This window comes from Kocuria atrinae, from assembly GCF_039531425.1.
In the GTDB taxonomy this organism is placed as follows: domain Bacteria; phylum Actinomycetota; class Actinomycetes; order Actinomycetales; family Micrococcaceae; genus Kocuria; species Kocuria atrinae.
In genome coordinates this window covers 1-17,031 of record NZ_BAAAQA010000016.1, presented here as the reverse complement: position 1 = coordinate 17,031, position 17,031 = coordinate 1, and the positions used below count along the sequence as shown (strand labels likewise).

General features: G+C 63.4%; 18 protein-coding genes. 8 read left to right on the top strand and 10 right to left on the bottom strand.

Translation table 11 applies throughout. The features are described 5' to 3' along the window. Positions 1-22 precede the first annotated feature (22 nt). The 4 genes from ABD283_RS08475 to ABD283_RS08460 all read left to right on the top strand — a co-directional run bounded on the left by ABD283_RS08475 (position 23) and on the right by ABD283_RS08460 (position 2,231). Positions 23-733, top strand: a complete 711-nt coding sequence (locus ABD283_RS08475) for a hypothetical protein (RefSeq protein WP_344224551.1) — start codon at positions 23-25, stop codon at positions 731-733. Further along, positions 730-1,200 (top strand): phage holin family protein, encoded by a 471-nt coding sequence (locus ABD283_RS08470; RefSeq protein WP_344224550.1) that lies wholly within the window; start codon positions 730-732, stop codon positions 1,198-1,200. The genes ABD283_RS08475 and ABD283_RS08470 overlap by 4 nt, the downstream gene beginning before the upstream one ends. Further along, positions 1,197-1,832 carry a DUF3618 domain-containing protein gene (locus tag ABD283_RS08465; protein WP_344224549.1) on the top strand — a complete coding sequence of 212 codons (636 nt, stop codon included), beginning with the start codon at positions 1,197-1,199 and terminating at the stop codon, positions 1,830-1,832. Before ABD283_RS08470 ends, ABD283_RS08465 begins: the two co-directional genes overlap by 4 nt. A gap of 165 nt (positions 1,833-1,997) precedes the next feature. Beyond that, entirely contained in the window at positions 1,998-2,231 is a 234-nt protein-coding gene (locus ABD283_RS08460) for a hypothetical protein (RefSeq protein WP_344224548.1), read from the top strand. A 90-nt stretch (positions 2,232-2,321) separates the two neighbouring features. Here the strand turns inward: ABD283_RS08460 and ABD283_RS08455 are convergent, their stop codons facing one another. The 4 genes from ABD283_RS08455 to ABD283_RS08440 form a co-directional block, all read right to left on the bottom strand. Further along, the gene (locus ABD283_RS08455; protein ID WP_344224546.1) at positions 2,322-3,104 is read right to left on the bottom strand and encodes a glucose 1-dehydrogenase; all 783 of its coding nucleotides are present in this window, start codon (positions 3,102-3,104) and stop codon (positions 2,322-2,324) included. Positions 3,105-3,204: 100 nt separating this feature from the next. Beyond that, the gene (locus ABD283_RS08450; protein ID WP_344224545.1) at positions 3,205-3,804 is read right to left on the bottom strand and encodes a DNA-3-methyladenine glycosylase I; all 600 of its coding nucleotides are present in this window, start codon (positions 3,802-3,804) and stop codon (positions 3,205-3,207) included. After that, positions 3,788-4,351 (bottom strand): GNAT family N-acetyltransferase, encoded by a 564-nt coding sequence (locus ABD283_RS08445; RefSeq protein ID WP_344224544.1) that lies wholly within the window; start codon positions 4,349-4,351, stop codon positions 3,788-3,790. Before ABD283_RS08445 ends, ABD283_RS08450 begins: the two co-directional genes overlap by 17 nt. Beyond that, positions 4,348-4,956: a hypothetical protein gene (locus tag ABD283_RS08440; RefSeq protein ID WP_344224543.1), complete on the bottom strand. Its 609-nt coding sequence runs from the start codon at positions 4,954-4,956 to the stop codon at positions 4,348-4,350. The genes ABD283_RS08445 and ABD283_RS08440 overlap by 4 nt, the downstream gene beginning before the upstream one ends. Before the next feature lie 112 nt (positions 4,957-5,068). On the opposite strand from ABD283_RS08440, the gene ABD283_RS08435 reads away from it, so the two are divergent. Further along, positions 5,069-5,737, top strand: a complete 669-nt coding sequence (locus tag ABD283_RS08435) for an HAD family hydrolase (RefSeq protein WP_344224542.1) — start codon at positions 5,069-5,071, stop codon at positions 5,735-5,737. Between the two features lie 101 nt (positions 5,738-5,838). On the opposite strand, the gene ABD283_RS08430 is transcribed toward ABD283_RS08435, so the two are convergent. From ABD283_RS08430 to ABD283_RS08420, 3 genes are all read right to left on the bottom strand, one after another. Beyond that, on the bottom strand, positions 5,839-7,479 hold the full coding sequence (locus ABD283_RS08430) for a DEAD/DEAH box helicase (RefSeq protein ID WP_344224541.1): 1,641 nt from the start codon (positions 7,477-7,479) through the stop codon (positions 5,839-5,841). A gap of 256 nt (positions 7,480-7,735) precedes the next feature. Then, positions 7,736-8,488, bottom strand: coding sequence for an SDR family NAD(P)-dependent oxidoreductase (locus tag ABD283_RS08425; RefSeq protein WP_344224540.1), 753 nt, complete (start codon positions 8,486-8,488; stop codon positions 7,736-7,738). 187 nt (positions 8,489-8,675) lie between these two features. Continuing rightward, positions 8,676-9,452: a type 1 glutamine amidotransferase domain-containing protein gene (locus ABD283_RS08420; RefSeq protein WP_344224539.1), complete on the bottom strand. Its 777-nt coding sequence runs from the start codon at positions 9,450-9,452 to the stop codon at positions 8,676-8,678. A gap of 208 nt (positions 9,453-9,660) precedes the next feature. Here ABD283_RS08420 and ABD283_RS08415 point away from each other — a divergent pair, with 208 nt between their 5' ends. After that, the gene (locus tag ABD283_RS08415) at positions 9,661-10,056 is read left to right on the top strand and encodes a hypothetical protein (RefSeq protein ID WP_344224599.1); all 396 of its coding nucleotides are present in this window, start codon (positions 9,661-9,663) and stop codon (positions 10,054-10,056) included. A 182-nt stretch (positions 10,057-10,238) separates the two neighbouring features. Beyond that, positions 10,239-11,786, top strand: a complete 1,548-nt coding sequence (locus tag ABD283_RS08410; protein WP_484797335.1) for an alanine/glycine:cation symporter family protein — start codon at positions 10,239-10,241, stop codon at positions 11,784-11,786. A gap of 99 nt (positions 11,787-11,885) precedes the next feature. Here ABD283_RS08410 and ABD283_RS08405 read toward each other — a convergent pair whose 3' ends face one another. The 3 genes from ABD283_RS08405 to ABD283_RS08395 all read right to left on the bottom strand — a co-directional run bounded on the left by ABD283_RS08405 (position 11,886) and on the right by ABD283_RS08395 (position 15,832). Next, a complete protein-coding gene (locus ABD283_RS08405; protein WP_344224537.1) occupies positions 11,886-12,740 on the bottom strand; it encodes a D-hexose-6-phosphate mutarotase in 855 nt (284 codons plus the stop codon). Positions 12,741-12,935: 195 nt separating this feature from the next. Then, complete coding sequence (locus ABD283_RS08400; protein ID WP_344224536.1) at positions 12,936-14,381, bottom strand: alanine/glycine:cation symporter family protein; 1,446 nt, start codon at positions 14,379-14,381, stop codon at positions 12,936-12,938. 221 nt (positions 14,382-14,602) lie between these two features. Then, on the bottom strand, positions 14,603-15,832 hold the full coding sequence (locus ABD283_RS08395) for a multidrug effflux MFS transporter (RefSeq protein WP_344224535.1): 1,230 nt from the start codon (positions 15,830-15,832) through the stop codon (positions 14,603-14,605). Positions 15,833-15,981: 149 nt separating this feature from the next. Between ABD283_RS08395 and trmB the strand changes: the two genes are divergently transcribed. After that, positions 15,982-16,893, top strand: coding sequence for a tRNA (guanosine(46)-N7)-methyltransferase TrmB (gene trmB / locus ABD283_RS08390; protein WP_344224534.1), 912 nt, complete (start codon positions 15,982-15,984; stop codon positions 16,891-16,893). Positions 16,894-17,031: the final 138 nt, after the last annotated feature.

Below are 17,031 nucleotides of genomic sequence, written 5' to 3'. Positions count from 1 at the left end.
GTGTTGTAGGAAAGGTGCCACTATGAGCAACAAGAACACCCAGCGCCCGGGCGGTCAGAAGGCCAATGCCCAAGGCTCCACCGATGCTCCGTCCAAGAAGGACATCGCCGCAGAGGCTGGCAAGGCCGAAGGCCAGCAGCTCAAGAACGAGGCGACCGCTTCCGGTCGCCGCGTGAAGGAGACCGCTAAGGACCAGGCTGTCGCCGCCAAGGACGAGGCCGTAGACCAGGCTCAGGATCTCCTGGGCCAGCTCAAGAATGACCTGCAGAGCTATGTCGGTCCGCAGCAGGAACGCCTCGCTTCCACCGTGCGCTCCGTCAGTGACGAGGTCACCGCTCTCTCCCAGGGCAAGAAGCCTGAGACCGAATACGTCACCGGTCTCCTCGGCAGCGTGTCCGGCACTGTCGACTCGTTCGCTTCCTCGCTCGAGAACAAGGACGCTCAGGACTTGCTCGGCGATGTGCGTCGCTTCGCCGCCCGCCGCCCCGGCACCTTCCTGGCGATTGCTGCCGGCGTCGGCCTGCTGGCAGGTCGCGCGACTCGCAGCGCCAAGGACAGCGACGAGATCGGCAACAGCAACGACGCCGCCGCTGCTCAGCCGCACGTCTACGGAACTCCCGCTGCGGACGAGACGTACGCCTACCACGCCGATACGCAGGGGGACGCTCCCCGCACGTACACCGAAAAGGTCCCCGAGACCGTGTACCCGGGACAGGACGGTGAGCGTCGATGAGTCACCCCATCCCACCGTCTGAGCCTGAACGGCGGGCGGAGCACGAATCGCTCGGCGAGATGTTCAAGTCGTTGAGCACCAATTTGACCACCTTGATCCAGCAGGAAATCGCGCTGGCCAAGGCGGAGACGGCTCAGTCCGTCGAGAAAGCCAAGGATTCGGCCAAGGACGCCGGTAAGGGTGCGGGAATTCTGGGTGGAGCCGGCGTAGCCGGGCACTTCGTTCTCTTGTTCCTGTCCCTGGCCCTCATGTGGGGTCTGGGCAACGTGATGAATCTTGGCTGGTCCGCCCTGATCGTCGCGGTCCTCTGGGCGATCGTCGCTGCAGTCCTCGCGGTGCTCGGCAAGAAGAACCTCGACCAGGGCAAGCGGAAGATGGCTCATGCCACCCACGACCCCTTGCCGAGAACCCGTGAAACCGTCAGCGAAATTCCGGAAACCGTGAAGCCTTCCAAGGAGACCCGATGAGCCAGCAGAACCCCGAAGAGATCCGCGCCGAGATCGAATCCACCCGCGCTCGCTTGAGCGCCGATGTGGACGCCGTCAGTGAAAAGGTGACCCCCGAGAACGTCGTAGATCGCCAGAAGAACAAGGCCCGCCACAAGATCCAGAACGTTCGTGAGTCCGTCATGGGCAGCGCCGACGACGCTCGAGTCGCCGGACACCACGCCGCTCACGATCTGCGTGACGAGGCCTCCTACCGCATGGACCAGGCCGGTAACGCCGTCAGTAATGCACCGGCCACCGCCAAGGCCAAGACTCGCGGCAATCCCCTGGCCGCAGGTCTGATCGCACTGGGTGCCGGCTGGTTGGTCGGCTCGCTCTTGCCGTCGAGTAAGAAGGAGCAGGAGCTCGTAGCCGAGGCCGCCGACCGCGCCCAGCCGCATGTGCAGAGCGCCGTGGACTCCACCAAGGAGGCCGCGCAGGACATCGCGCAGGACATGAAGGAACCGGCCAAGCAGGCTGCGGAATCCGTCAAGGAAACCGCGCAGTCCGGTGCGGAACAGGTCAAGTCCCAGGGCCAGCAGGAAGCCGGCCAGCTCAAGGGCTCGGCGCAGGATTCGGCCAAGAACGTCAAGAACAACACGAACCAGGCGTGATGCCTGGCTGTTCTGCTTGACGCTGAGGGCCCCTGACCGGACACGGTCGGGGGCCCTCTTCTCGTCCGCCGCACGCTAGTTAGTGCATTAAGATCATCAGTAGACATGTTCCGTGGGTGTTGGACTGTTTCAACACCTCGCCCGCCGTTCCTGAAGGGACCCACCGTGGACAGCGATTCCCCGTCCGAGCAGCCCGCTCCGCGAAAAACGAGCAAATTCCGGCGCTTCGACAACTTCATCATGCGTTTCGTGGGCCCCGCCAACCGCAGCTCCATTAATCTGCGGGGAAACACGGAGATGAGCGACGAGGCCAAGGACTGGTACGACAATCTCCAGAACGACTTCGAGATGGTCAAGGACGCCAACGGTCGTACCTACCTGCGCCGCCGCGGGCAGTAGTTCCAAGAACCGAAACTGCCCCGTGCATTCATGGGATGCGCGGGGCAGTCTTGTGCGCGCTGTCGGCGGACTGGACGCCCGCCGCAACTGTCAGTACTTGGCGGACTGACCGCCGTCGATGGGTAGAACGGTGCCATTGACGAAGGGGGCCTCGCCGGACAGGAAGAAGGCCACCACGGAGGCAACTTCCTCGGGCTTGCCGAAACGCTTGAACGGGTTCACGGAAACGAACTGCAGGCCCGCCTCTTCCCAGTTCTCCGGATCCATCTGCTTGAGCGACGCCTCGACCATGGCGGTCATGATGGCGCCCGGGGCGATGGCGTTGATAGTGATGCCGTACTGGCCGTACTCGACCGCGGAGTTGCGGGTCAGTCCCACCACGCCGTGCTTGGAAGCGCTGTAACCGGACTGGTTACCCACGCCGCGAATGCCACCCACGGAGGCACAGTTCAGAATCGATCCGTAGCCCTGCTCGCGCATCACCTTCAGCACCGCGGCCATTCCGTAGAAGACGCCGTTGAGGTTGACAGAGAGCACCTTGGAGAACTCTTCAGCGCCGAAATCTTCGGTGAGGTTCTGCCGCCCCTCGATGCCGGCGTTGTTGAAGAAGCCGTCGATCTTTCCAAACTCGTTGACGGTGGCGTCCACGTACTTCTGGACCTGCGCTTCATCGGAAACGTCCGCTGCCACGGTCAGAATCTTGGCGTCGGGTGCGGTTTCGAGCACCAAGGCCTTGGCAGCCTCCAGCGCGTCTTCCTTGAGGTCCACCAGGACCAGGTTGGCTCCCTCGGAGCCGATGCGAACGGCGGATTCCAATCCCAGACCGGATGCTGCGCCGGTGATGATCACTGCTTTGTCGGTGAAACGTGCCATGTGATGTCCTTCCCTAGCCGGAGAGGCTGTGCGGCGACGGGGCGCGGATCAGCGCCCTCCGTTCCACCGTAGCGATCCGCCACAGATGCTTCCTTATGCGTCAGGCCCACACCCCGGACGTTCCCCGCCGGTGGCTGCCCACCAAGTGGGTATCCACCACACCGATCGCTTCCATCAGCGCGAACATGGTGGTGGGTCCCACGAACGAGAACCCGCGCTTCTTGAGTTCCTTGGACAACGCTCTGGATTCCTCGGACACGGTCGGGACCTGCGCAAATATCTCGGGCCGCGGCGTTTCGGTGGGTTTGAAGGACCACACCAGATCCACCAATCCCCCGTTCTCTCGCAGGGCCACCGTGGCCCGAGCATTGTTGATGGTGGCAACGATCTTCTGTCGGTTCCGAATGATGCGGGCATCCTCCAGAAGTCTGTTCACGTCAGCTTCCTTGAAAGCGGCCACCGCATCCGGATCGAAGTCGTTGAACACTTCCCGAAAGGCCGGCCGCTTGGCCAGGACCGTGCGCCACGACAGTCCGGCCTGGAACGCCTCCAATGCAACGCGTTCGAACATGCCCGTCTCGTCCGTCACGGGCATGCCCCACTCGGTGTCGTAGTACTCGCGCAACAACGGATCCTTGCCTGCCCACACTGGCCGCGCCAGGCCGTCCTCGCCGATGACCAGATCAGGGTTGCTCGCCATAGGAATACCCCTTCCCCACGGGCGGTGCCGTGATGTCGAAAAGCTCACATGCGGCGTCGTAATAGGCCTTACTCAGGCCCAGGTGGGTCATGCCCAGCCGCAGGCACACCGCTTGCGAGGCCGTGTTCGCCGGGTCGGTCACCGCCACCACACGATGGAGACCGGAGGCAAAGGCATGCTCCAGAACCGCCCACGCCGCTTCGGTTGCGTAACCACGACCCCAATGATCGGGATGGAAATGCCATCCGATCTCGATATCCCGCTCCACCTTGGTGCCGCTGTCCGGAATGGGCTTGAGCAGCAGGGACCCCGTCACCGTTCCGTCCTTCAAACACACCGCCCACAGCCCTTGGACCGGCTCGTCCGAGTAGCGTTCGTTCCACGCCGCGATCTTGACCCACGCCTCGTCCATCGTTCGCACCCGTTGGGTGCCGTCGCCAATGTAACGCTGCACGTCCGCGCGTGAGTAGAGGTCTTGGACGAACGCGACGTCAGCCAGCGAGTAGGGCCGCAACGTCAATCGCGGCGTCTCCAGGGAACGCGTCACTGCCTGTTCGAATCCGACGACGCTGCCGGGCCGCCGGCGTGCCTCGGCTCGCCTTGCCCGTCCTGGGCCTCCATGCGGTCGAGCAGCTCGTCCTCGCTGAGCGGTTCTCCGCGCAAAGCCCGCCGGGTATTTCGAAGGTCGGTGAGCGCCAGCAGCACCAGGGCTACCGCCATGGCCATGGAGACCACGCCAAAGGTGTTGGCGAATCCATAAGAAATCCCCGACATGTTCGGGCCGGTCAGGGCGGTGAATACCGATTCCATTCCGTTCGGAGTGGAGTCCGGGAGGAAGAACCCGAACAGCGCCGTGACAATCCATGAACCAATGGCGGTCAGGCTTGCACGAGGACTCACCGACTCCGACGGGTAGAACTTCGCGTCTCTGGCGAACAGCACTGCGGCCACGGTGTGCAGTGCCATCAGCGGAACACCCAGACCGAATGCGTAGACATACGTCAGGGGCCCCAATGCCCCTACGGTGAAGCGCCCTATAACCACCCAAATCACCAACACAATGGCCGCAATGAGCATGGTCGTCGGCAAAGCACGCCGCCATCCAGAACCAGATCGGTGCAATTCGCCGGTATGCGTCTCGTAGGGGCTCATGTCTTCATGGTAATCAGGGCGGGTTTGCCTCTGTGCAACCACCGGTCGCTGGTCGAGTCTTCGTGCCGGTCACGGCCACTTTGGTGTCAGTTCCGGCCAGTACAGTGACACCATGACCGCTACTTCATTCCCTCGCGCAGTACTGTTCGATCACGACGGAACCCTGGTGGACACCGAACCCTTGTGGGCGCAGGGCAAGGAGCAGCTGGCGGCAACCCACGGCGGGGAATGGACACAGGCGGATACGGAAGCGACCCTGGGCAAGCCCATTGCCAAGACGGTCGAGCGCCTCAGTGAACTCGGTGTGCCCGGTGACCTGGATCAGGTGTTCCAGGAGTTCTACGCGGTGCTCGAAAAGATCCTCGAAGAGAACCCTCCCGGCTTCATTGCCGGCGTCGAGCCACTGCTGAAGGATCTCGCGGACGCGGGCATCCCCGCGGCAATCGTCACCAATGCCACCACAGACGTTGCCAAGTACACGGCGTCCATTGCGCCGGACAACCTTTTTCAGGTGATCATCGGCGATCAAGAGGTGGCCGCAGGCGTGAAGCCCAAACCGGACCCTGATGCCTACCTGCAGGCAGCCAAGCGTCTGGGTGTGGACCCGCAGGACTGCGTGGTCATTGAAGATTCCCCCTCGGGGGCGCAAGCCGGTGTCGCTGCGGGCATCGTCACCGTGGCGGTTCCGGGCGAACAGGAGATCCCGGCACAGCCTGGCGTGGTGCACGTGCCCAATCACTCCGAACTCACTCTGGAATTCCTGCGCACCCTCAAGCAGTGATACCCGCGCACTGAGTAGTTGAACAGCGCGTCCAGACCGCATCAAGCAGAGCGGCCAGTTTCGTATTGAAACTGGCCGCTCTGCTTGATCAGTACCCGAGTTTAGCGGGCGCCCTGGTCTTGGCGGTTCGCCCGACGACGGCGCTGGGCCGCCGCGGTTGCGCGGTCCGGAGTCTGACCGGTCGAGTGCGAACGCTGGCCGGAGCCGTTGCGCTCACCGCGAGCCTGATCATTGCGAGCGCCCGATGCCGAACCGGCACCCTGCGACTTACCGCCGAAGCGACGGTTACCGGAGCCCGCGGCGTCGGAGCGAGACACGTTACTGCGTGCACCACCCGAACGAGTACCGCCGGAACGCTTGCCCTCGGTGCGAGCTGCGCCATCGCGAGCGGAGCCACCTCGCTCGGAACGGGAGCGACCCGCGCCGGAACGGCCGCCGTTGCGAGCACCGGAGCGAGCGCCGTCGTTACGACCGCCGGAACGACCACCCGAACGCGGCTTGGAACCGCGACCGCCCTGGCCACCACCGTTACCGGCCTGAACTACGGGCTGGGGTGCGACGCGTTCGGCGCGCTCTCCCACGAGGTCCGCAACAATCTCAGAACCGGGGGACACAGCGTCAACGCGAGCGCGCACGCCGGCCTTCTGCATGAGCTTGTTCACGTCGCCGCGCTCTTCGGTCGTGGAAATGGTGATCACGGAACCGGAGGCACCGGCACGAGCCGTGCGGCCGGAGCGGTGCAGGTAGGACTTGTGCTCGGCGGGCGGGTCGATGTGAACGACCAGCTCCACGTCATCAACGTGCACGCCGCGGGCTGCCACGTCCGTGGCCACGAGCACGCGCACCTCACCGTTGGAGAACGCGGCCAGGTTGCGGTCACGAGCGTTCTGCGACAGGTTGCCCTGCAGATCCACCGCGGGGATACCCGACTGATTGAGCTTCTTGGCCATCTTCTTGGCGCGGTACTTGGTGCGCGTGAACATCACGCGGCGACCGGTACCGGAGGCCAGGGTCTCGATGAGCGCCTGCTTGTCATCGTTGTTCACGACCAGCACGTGGTGATCCATGGTGGTCACGGACGCCTGAGCGACGTCCGCCGAGTGCAACACGGGGTTGCTCAGGAACTTCTTGACCAGGGTGTCCACGCCGTTGTCCAAGGTGGCGGAGAACAGCAGACGCTGGCTCCCCTTGGGGGTGCGGGACAGGATGCGGGTGACCACGGGAAGGAAGCCCATGTCGGCCATGTGATCGGCCTCGTCGAGAACCGTTACGCGAACCTCGTCCAGAGAAAGAACGCCCTGCTTGAGCAGGTCATCCAGGCGGCCCGGGCAGGCCACCACGATGTCCACGCCCTTGGCGAGTTCCTGCTCCTGGCGTTTCTGGGACACGCCACCGAAGATCACGGTGGTGCTCAGGCCGGCAGCCTTGGCCAGCGGGGCTACGGTGCGGTCGATCTGGGTCGCGAGCTCACGCGTGGGAGCCAGCACCAGGCCGGTGGGGCGGTTGGCGCGGCGAGGTGCGCGAGCAGCGCCCGCCACCATGCCCGCAAGGCGTGCCACGAGCGGCAGCGCGAAGGCCACGGTCTTACCGGAACCCGTGCGGCCGCGGCCCAGGACGTCCCGGCCGGACAGCGAATCAGGGAGGGTTTTTTCTTGAATGGGGAAGGCTTCGGTGATGCCCGTGCGGGCAAGGTCAGCCGAAAGGACCTCGGGCACGCCGAGGTTTACAAAATTAGTAGGCAAGGAAAGTCTTTCAGGTTGGTCCACGCGAAACGATTCCGCGCGCACGCGCCATGAGCCAAATCTGGGGCGCGAACTGCGCGCCTTGGACCGGCGCGCCAACCTCGTGAAATGCACGAGGGAACTTAGCCAGTGTACACACGTCACCTACCGGCCGGTTAGGACGCCTGCCACAGGTCCACTCAACTCTGACTGGGAACAGTCGTGCGACCCGGGGCCTTCTCAGGCTCCGGGTCGCACGTTTACGCAGGGTGACGGATTAGATGGCGGTGTAGCCACCGTCCACCAGGTAGTACCCGCCCGTCATGAAGGATGCGCCTTCCGACAGCAGGAAGGTGGTCAGCTGCGCCACCTCTTCGGAGGTGCCCAGGCGGCCCATGGGGTGCGCGTTGACCAGTGCTTCCTTGGCGCCGGCCGGGAGGTTGGCGAGCAGCGGGGTCTCGATATAGGCCGGGCCCACCGCGTTGACGCGCACTCCGCGTTGGCCGTAGTCCACTGCGGTCTGCTTGGTCAGCCCCACCACGCCGTGCTTGGCGGCGGTGTACGCGCTGTTGCCAACGCCGGTGGCCACGGTGGAGTGGATCGATCCGATGTTCACGATGGCTCCGCCGCCATGCTGTTCGATGACCGGAAGCTCGGCGGCCATGCCGTAGGCAACGCCGTTGAGGTCAATGGCCACGGTGCGGTCCCAGGCGTCCATGTCTGTCTCGCCCAGCGCCTCGACCTGGCCACCCACTCCGGCATTGTTCACGGCATAGTGCAATCCACCGTAGGTCTGCACGGCGAAGTCGACGGCGGCCTGCGCGTCCTCGCGCTTGGACACATCCTGACGGATACCGGCTGCGTCACCGCCGGCGGCCATGATGGCTTGGACCACATCGTCAATACCGGTCGAATCTATGTCGGTCACCACGACCTTGGCGCCACGCTTGGCCAGATCCTTGGCAATCGCCTCGCCGATTCCCGACGCCGCTCCGGTCACCAGTGCCACGCGTCCGCTGAACTCAGACATATCCGCTCCTTCGTTTGAGGATCATTTGCTTCCCTTCAAGTCTTAGTGTTTTGGAACACAAATGCCAGGGGTGCCCCTGTGTTGCGGGCGAGTCTCGCAGACAGCAGAAGCGGCCCGGGGTCTCCCGGGCCGCTTCTGCTGATTCACACCGCTTACTCACGGCGATCGGTTGCTATTGGCTGAGGAGTCAGTCCTCCTCGTCAGCTGCCTTCTCCGCGTCCTTTTCGGCACGCAGTTCCTCGGAGGCCTTTTCTTCCTCGGCCTTCTCCTCGAGAACGACTTCGGTCAGGAGTTTGGTCATCTCCTTGGCCACGCTGGCTGCGGACTGCGGGTTCTGACCCGTGACCAGGTGATCATCCACCTGCACGTTGTCCTCCCAGTTGTCGGCCACCTTGACCGTGGCCCCTTGCTCTTCGAGCTTGTCCTGAAGCAGGAAGGGCACCACCTTGGCCTTGCCCACTTCTTCTTCCTCAGCGTTGGTGAATGCTGCCACCTTGCGTCCGGAGAGCAGCGAGATGCCATTGCCGAGTTCCACGTCCACCAGACCGGACGGACCATGGCACACCGCGCCAACCACACCGCCGCTGTCATAGACGGAGGCGACCAGTTTCTGCAGATCCTTGTTGCCGGCGAAATCCCACATGGTTCCGTGACCGCCCACGAGGAACACCGCGTGGTACTGGCCGGGATCGACCACTGAGACCTTGGGGGTGTTGTACATGGAGGCCTTGACGGTCTCGTCAGTGGTGAACTCCACCTGAATCGGATCGTCCTGATCCAGTCCGTCCTGCGGCGGCTGGCCGCCCTCGATGGACGCAAAGTCCACGAAGTACCCGGCGTCGCGGAACACCTTCCACGGGTGGGCCGCCTCGCCCACGAAGTAGCCCGTGGACTCTCCGGTATCGCCCAAAGTGTCATGGCTGGTCAGTACCAACAGAACCTTTTTCATGGTGCCAATGTCCATGCGTGCTCCTTTCGGCCGGCGCGCATGCTGCGCGCTTGTGAACGGGTTCACCGTAAGCACGCTGTCGTGCGGGAGACAGCCTCGTTCGCTGTAGGCACCTTGTCGCGGCAACTGTTGACACATCACGGGCAGGCGCTGTTAGCATGAAAAAGACAATTGACGCGGGTCCTGTAGATCGCCCGTGCGTTCCCACCGAAAGGGCATTGACGTGCGCATTTCCAACGCCATCCTCCGCGCCGTACCCGGCGCATTCCTGCTGCAGTCCGGCTACGGCAAGCTGAGCCTGGACAAAGAGTCCGCAGAGGGCCTCAAGCAGTTCGCCGCTACCGGCGTCCCCCAGTTCGCTGATTGGGATTCCGAGACCTTCGGCAAGTTCATTGCCGGCTCCGAACTGGCCATCGGCGCCTTGCTGGTGACCCCGCTCGTCTCCAAGCGCCTGGCTGGTGCCGGCCTGCTGGCATTCTCCGCCGGCCTGCTCACCATGTACTTCCGCAACCCCGAAATGACCCAGGACGACGGCATCCGCCCGTCCGAGTCCGGCATGACGCTGTCCAAGGACGCCTTCATGGCAGCCATCGGCGCAGCACTGGTGGTGCAGAAGTAACTCCCTCTCACCCTTTTCGGGTTGTCGACGACGCCGCAGCGCTCGCTGCGGCGTCGTCGCCGTTTAAAGCCGCGACCAAAAGTGGACTCGCCGCACGATGAACGGAAGGGGACACGTGACTCGCTGGTACGTTAACGAACTAATCGTTGCCCTTCCCTTTTCAAGGAAAGCCTTAGCTCCCCATGGACAACTTGCAAACAGTTTTGGATGCTATCCGCGATGTCATTTGGGGGCCGTGGCTCCTCTTGCCGCTTCTCATGGGAGTTGGCGTTTTCATGACCGTGCGTTTGCGCGGCATCCAGTTCCGCCTCTTCGGTAAGGCGATGAGCCTGGGATTCGGGCGTCGCTCCAAGCAGAACGGCGAAAAAGGCGAAATCTCATCGTTCGCGGCCATGTCCACCGCGTTGGCGGCGACCGTGGGCACGGGAAATATCGTGGGCGTGGCAGCTGCCATGTCCCTCGGCGGGCCGGGCGCCTTGTTCTGGATGTGGATCACCGCGTTGTTCGGTATGGCCTCCAAGTACGCCGAGTGCTTCTTGGGCGTCCGGTTCCGCACCCGGGACTCCTCAGGCCAGCTCACCGGTGGGCCGCAGGTCTACCTGGTGCGCGGTATTCCCAATAAGTTCGGTCGTTTCCTGTCCATGATGTTCGCGGTGTGCTGCGTGGTGGCCACTTTCGGTATCGGCAACATGACCCAGGGCAACGCGATTGCCAGCAACCTGGAACACAGCTTCTCGGTTCCCCCCGTGCTCACCGCCGTGGTGCTGGCGATCGCCACGGGCCTCGCTTTGATCGGCGGCATTCGCTCGATCGCCAAGGTCACCACGTTCATGGTTCCCCTGATGATCGTCCTCTACATCGGTGCGGGCCTGTACATCATTGGCGTGAACTTCTCGGGCATCCCCGAAGCGTTCCGTCTGATCTTCACCGGCGCGTTCACCCCGATGGGTGCGGCGGGCGGTTTCGTGGGTTCCACGGTCATGATGGCGATTCAGATGGGCGCCGCCCGCTCGCTGTTCTCCAACGAGTCCGGCATGGGCACCGCCTCGATCGCCGCATCCGTGGCACAGACCAACCACCCGGTGCGTCAGGGCCTGGTCTCCATGACCCAGACCTTCGTGGACACCCTGGTAGTCATCTCCATCACCGGTTTCGTCATCCTGACCACCGGTGTGTGGAACCAAGCGGATACAGCCACCATGACCTCCATCGCCTTCTCCACCGGGTTGCCCGGCGAATGGGGTGGAATCGTGGTGACCATTTGCCTGGTGCTGCTGGGGTACTCCACCGTGCTGGGCTGGGCCTACTACGGCGAACGCAACATGGAACGGCTGGCCGGGTACAAGGGAGCAGCCATTTACCGCGTGCTCTTCTGCATTGCCGCTGGCCTGGGTGCGCTGGCTCCCCTGACCCTGGTGTGGTCCTTCTCGGACATCATGAACGGGCTCATGGCCATCCCCAACCTGATCGGGCTGGTGATCCTGTCCGGTCTGGTGGTGCGCGAAACCCGGCTCTACCTCAAGCACGACCCCCACTTCACCGCGACCACCGACGAGATCGACCGGTTCATGGGTGACCACCCGGGCGCATTGGACGCGCAGATCGATCACGACATCGACTTCGACTCGGAAAACCCTGCTTTGACCGAGACCGGCTCCATGCCCATCGTGCAGGCCGACGACGCCGCTGACGTGAGGAACCGACCGGACGCAGCCTCATCCACTAAGTAGCAGCTCCCGGAAACAGTCGGGCACGGATAAGAGCGGCGGGCGCCGGGGATTCTCCCCGGCGCCCGCCGCTCTTATCCGCGCGTCATCAGTTGCGCAGCCCTAGGCCCCGCGACCCACCGACAAGATCTGGGTCATGGTGTGGGACTCACCGGCGTCCAAACGGACCGCGTTGTCGAGCACGTTAGCGGTTTCCACACACACCATGGACTGCCATTCGTCGTCCGCAAAGTCGTCCATGGCCTTGGACTTCTCGGTCCACGGGTTCCACACCACGGTGTTGGCCGAGCCCTCCTTGGCCACGGTGATGGTGCGGGCCATGGCCGGGTCCTTCACCTGCACGGTGCCCTCGGAGTAGTAGACCCGGTCGGTCTCGTCCGAGATTGCCACGGCTCCGGACTGCTGCTCTTCCTGCTGGGCCACCTTGTCGAAGTACCGCGCGCCGTCAAGACCCTCGATGCTGATGCGCTGTGAATCACCCACGGACAAGTAGGTGTGCAGCGCTTCTTCAAACTCGAAGGCGGTGGAATCGGTATTCGTCACGGTTAAGGACATGGTCAGCTTGGCACCGAAATCCACGGTGTACACGGCCCGGAATTTATGGGGGAACGAACCACGCAGCTGACGGTCGATGTCCTCGTGGGTGAGGATGAAGCGCGCGGTGGCGGCAGCGGCGTCGTCGTAGTTGCGAATCCTGTCCGCAAGGTTCCAGTCGGTGATGCGCGCGAAGCCGTGGGCCGGCTTCAAGTCACCCGAACGGCCGGGGCCGAACCACGGGAAGCAAATGGGAACGCCCCCGCGGATAGCCTCCCCCGCACTGTCCTTGGCTTGGGATGAGACCCACAGCACCGGGTCGAAACCGGTGGGGGCCCAAGACACCACGTGTGCGCCGTAGGTACGGACTGTGCCGGAACCGGACGGGCAGAAAAGGGTCAGGGGCGCGGGAAGTCGAGTCATGACTCCAGCTTAGGCATTGGTCAGCCTCGTCGGGCTCAGTGGGCCCGCAAGATTACCGCTCCGACTCCACGTGATCGACCGGATTCTCCATTTCGTCCTTGAAGAGCACCCACACAGAACGGCCCCGGACTCGATGTCCGGGGCCGTCCCATTACTCACGGAGCGCCTGTCATGAAGCGCTGCGCGTTGGCTTGATCAGCGGATTGTGTGCTCGTACGTGTCGATACCACCCTCGCGGTCCCTCATGAAGGTATCCACCTCGCTCTTGGTGGCCCGCAAGTTGGGGTCGTGGCGCAAGTAGTGCTTGGTCTCGCGGACGATCAGGCCGGACAGGATTATCAGGCCCAAGAGGTTGGGCAGTGCCATCAAGCCGTTCATGACATCCGCGAAGGTCCACACGAGTGCTAGTGGAACCGTGGCACCGATGAACACGATCACGGAGAAGAACACACGGTAGGGCATCACAGCGCGGCGACCGAAGAGTCGCTCCATGCACCGTTCGCCGTAGTACGCCCAGCCCAGGATGGTGGAGTAGGCGAAGAGCACCAGGCCCACCGTGACAATCAAGTGGCCCCACACGCCGGGCAAGCCGTGAGTGAAGGCCTCACCCGTCATGGTGGCGGCGCTGTCACTGCCTTGATCCCACACACCCGTGGTCACAATGACCAAGCCGGTGCAGGTCACCACGATGATCGTGTCGATGAAGGTCTGGGTCATGGAGACCAGGCCCTGGCGTACCGGGTGGGTGGTCTTGGCAGCCGCAGCCGCAATGGCCGCTGAGCCCATGCCCGACTCGTTCGAGAAGATGCCTCGGGCCACACCCATCTGGACCGCAAGAATGATGGCGGAACCGGCAAAGCCACCCACGGCGGACGTACCGCTGAAGGCATCACCGAAGATCATGCCGAAGGCTGCGGGGACGGCGTCCACGTTCGCGATCAGAATGTACAGGGCACCCAGCACGTAGAGGATGATCATGATGGGCACCAGGCCGGCGGTGACCTTACCAATGGACTTAATGCCGCCCACCAGGACCAACAGAGTCAGTGCAGCCAACACCAGGCCGGTGATCCACACGGGCACACCGAACGAGGACTCCACGTTGGCGGAAATCGAGTTCCCCTGGGTCATGTTGCCAATGCCGAAGGAAGCTAACACCGCCGCGATCGCGAAGAACAGGGATAGGAACGTACCGAAACCGTTGGGAATGCCGCGCTTCAAGTAGTACTGCGGGCCGCCCGAGATCTCACCGACCGAGTCACGCGTGCGGAATCGCACACCCAGGAACGCCTCGGAGTACTTTGAGGCCATGCCCACTACGCCGGTGACCCACATCCAGAACAGTGCACCCGGACCACCAATCGCGATGGCCGTGGCAACACCCACGATGTTGCCCGTACCCACGGTGGCCGCGAGCGCGGTGGTCAAGGCCTGGAACTGGGAGACGTCGCCGCCAGCGGCGTCCTTATCTTTGCGTTCGAACAACGCGAGACGGAGCGCAGGGATTAACTTGAGTAGCTGGATGCCACCGAGACGGACGGTTAAATAACCGCCGGTGAACAGCAGCAGGGGGATAAGGAACCACGGCCCCCAGATGAAGGCGCTGGCCGCATCCAGGGCATTAGTGAGTGAATCAATCATAGAGAGGCCTCTGATCGTGAGGTGGGATCTGTGATACGTCACCGAAATGTGAGCTGTATCTCGTAGGGTGGAATTGAACCACATTCAGGGCCAATCACCAGGTATCGGGTGTCACCCGGGTGGTTGTGTCGATTTCGTAGCTTGCTTAGCGTGCGCGCTTAATGGGCGACGACGACGCTCGCGCGAGCGCCGTCGTCGCCCTCGGTGAGTCTGAAGCTCCGCTATCTACGTGCGGCGAGAACAGCGGCGAGTGCGACGAGTGCGCACGCGGCCATGGTGATCACCATGGGAACCGCGGAGTGGTCTCCGGCCAGCCCGGACAGGGGCGACACGATGCCACCCAGCACGAATTGGGACATACCCACCACCGCGGAGCCGGTGCCGGACAGCCCATGTGCGTGCGCGCGATCCTGAGCGAGGGCCACCGCGTTGCCGAAGATGAAGCCGATGCAGGACTGCATGAGGAACAGCAGGAAGAGCGTGGGGATGCCCACCACGCCCAGCAGAACCAGGATCATGTTGAGGCACGCGGTCACGCTCATTCCGGTCACGCCCATGAGAAGGAGCGAGCGCGGCTCATGGTTTTTGACGAGTTTGGTGTTGAGCGTGGCCGTGATGATTGCGCCGGCCGCGTTGACCGCGAAAATCACCGAGTACGCGAGTGCGCTGTATCCCATGACGTTCTGGATCACGAATGAGGACGCCGAGACGTAGGCGAACAACGAGCCGAAACCGAAGGCGAACGCCATGGCATAGAACGTGAACCGGCGGTCCTTCACAACCGTGACGGCGTTGCGCACAATGCGACCCAGGCCGCCCTGCGAGCGCATGGCCTTGGGAAGCGTTTCGGGAATCACGAATACCGAGCACGCGAGCATCACCAGGCCGAAGCCCGTGAGGACCCAGAACACGACCTGCCATTGGGCGACCGTCGCGATGACACCACCCAGAAGTGGAGCGACCACGGGCGCCAGCGAGGTAATCAGCGCGAGGACGGAGTACAGCTGTGCCGCTGTGCGGCCGGTGGTCATGTCCGAAACCATGGCGCGCGCGATCACCACTCCAGCGGCGCCGGCGATGCCCTGGATTCCCCGCAGGACCAGGACCATCTCGATGGTCGTGGCGAAGGCAATACCCAAGGACGCCACCACGAATAATGCATTGCCGGCAACCATGAGTTTGTGCCGCCCGAGCACATCGGACAGCGGACCCAGCACGAACTGCCCCAGCGCAATACCGATCATGTAGGTGGTCAGGGTCAGCTGAACGAGCGACGCGGTCGATTCGAAGTATTGGCCTATGTCCGGCATCGACGCGAGGTACACGTCCGTGGCCATGGGGCTGACCGCGGAGAGGATGCCCAGCGCACCGATCAACACCACACGATCCAACCGCGGGCTCAGCGCCAAGCGGCTCCGGAACGGGTGGGACTCGGCGGAACTCTGACTCATGGGTGTCCTGCTCCTTTGGATGCTGTCCCGCTACGCGTGGTGCCCAGCGTTGTTCCGGGCTGTCGAGGTTGCCGCGGGCCACTCAATGCTAGGGCCTCACCGATTGCTCGTGGGCCAACAAGTCACTCGGGGACTTAGGATGTTCAACGATGAACTCCAGCAATGATTCCTCCCAGACCCCTGATTCGCAGACCTCTTCTTCCGGCACCGACGACGCCGCTTCGGTTTCCGCCGACGTGGCTGCTGTCGAAGCCGGGGACCACGCTGGCACCGATGCGGCCGCCGGTAGCGACGCAGCGCCGTCGAAGACCGAGGGCGAGCGCCCTGTCTTTCATAAACAGCCGTACTCGTTCGTGCGCCGTGGGGATCGCCTCTCCCCCAAGCGCCAGAAGGCGTGGGACGAATACGCATCGCAGTGGGTCCTGGATATTCCTCGCGTCATGACGGACACCTCCGTGGATCCGTCCTTCCGACTGGACCACGAGGCGCTGTTCGGTCGCAAGGCCCCGATGGTGGTCGAGATCGGTTCGGGTCTCGGCGAGGCGATCGTGAACCATGCGCTGGCGCACCCCGAGCTGGACCACTTGGCGGTGGAGGTCTACAAGCCTGGTATCGCGGACCTGTTGATGAAAGCCTCGCAGGCGGGCGTGACCAACGTTCGGGTGGCTCAGGCCAACGCTCCCGAGGTACTCGAGCACATGTTGGAACCCGGTTCCATTCACGAGCTGTGGGTGTTCTTCCCGGACCCCTGGCACAAGACGCGTCACCATAAGCGTCGCTTGGTGTCCCCGCGGTTCACCGGACTCGCCGCCCGCGTTCTGGAACAGGGTGGACTGTGGCGCTTGGCCACCGACTGGCAGGAGTACGCGGTGGTCATGCGCGAGGTACTCGACGGCGCTTCCGAGGATTTCGAGAATGTGAACCCCGGCCCCGCCGCAACCGACGAGAACCCCGACCAAGGCTGGGCTCCCCGCTGGGAGGGCCGTATCCTCACGAGCTTCGAACGCAAGGCCACCGAAGCCGGACGGATTCCGAGGGACCTGACGTACCGCCGTCGGTGACGGGGAGCCTACCGAGGCTCGTAAGAACCTCCTCCAACACCTCATGTGTCGTTGGAACCTTTTCGCGCGGCGCGGGTTCAGAGGGTGGTTGCAACGCTTCTAGTGACAGGGGTGTTGTGTGATGGGTTGGCCCATGAT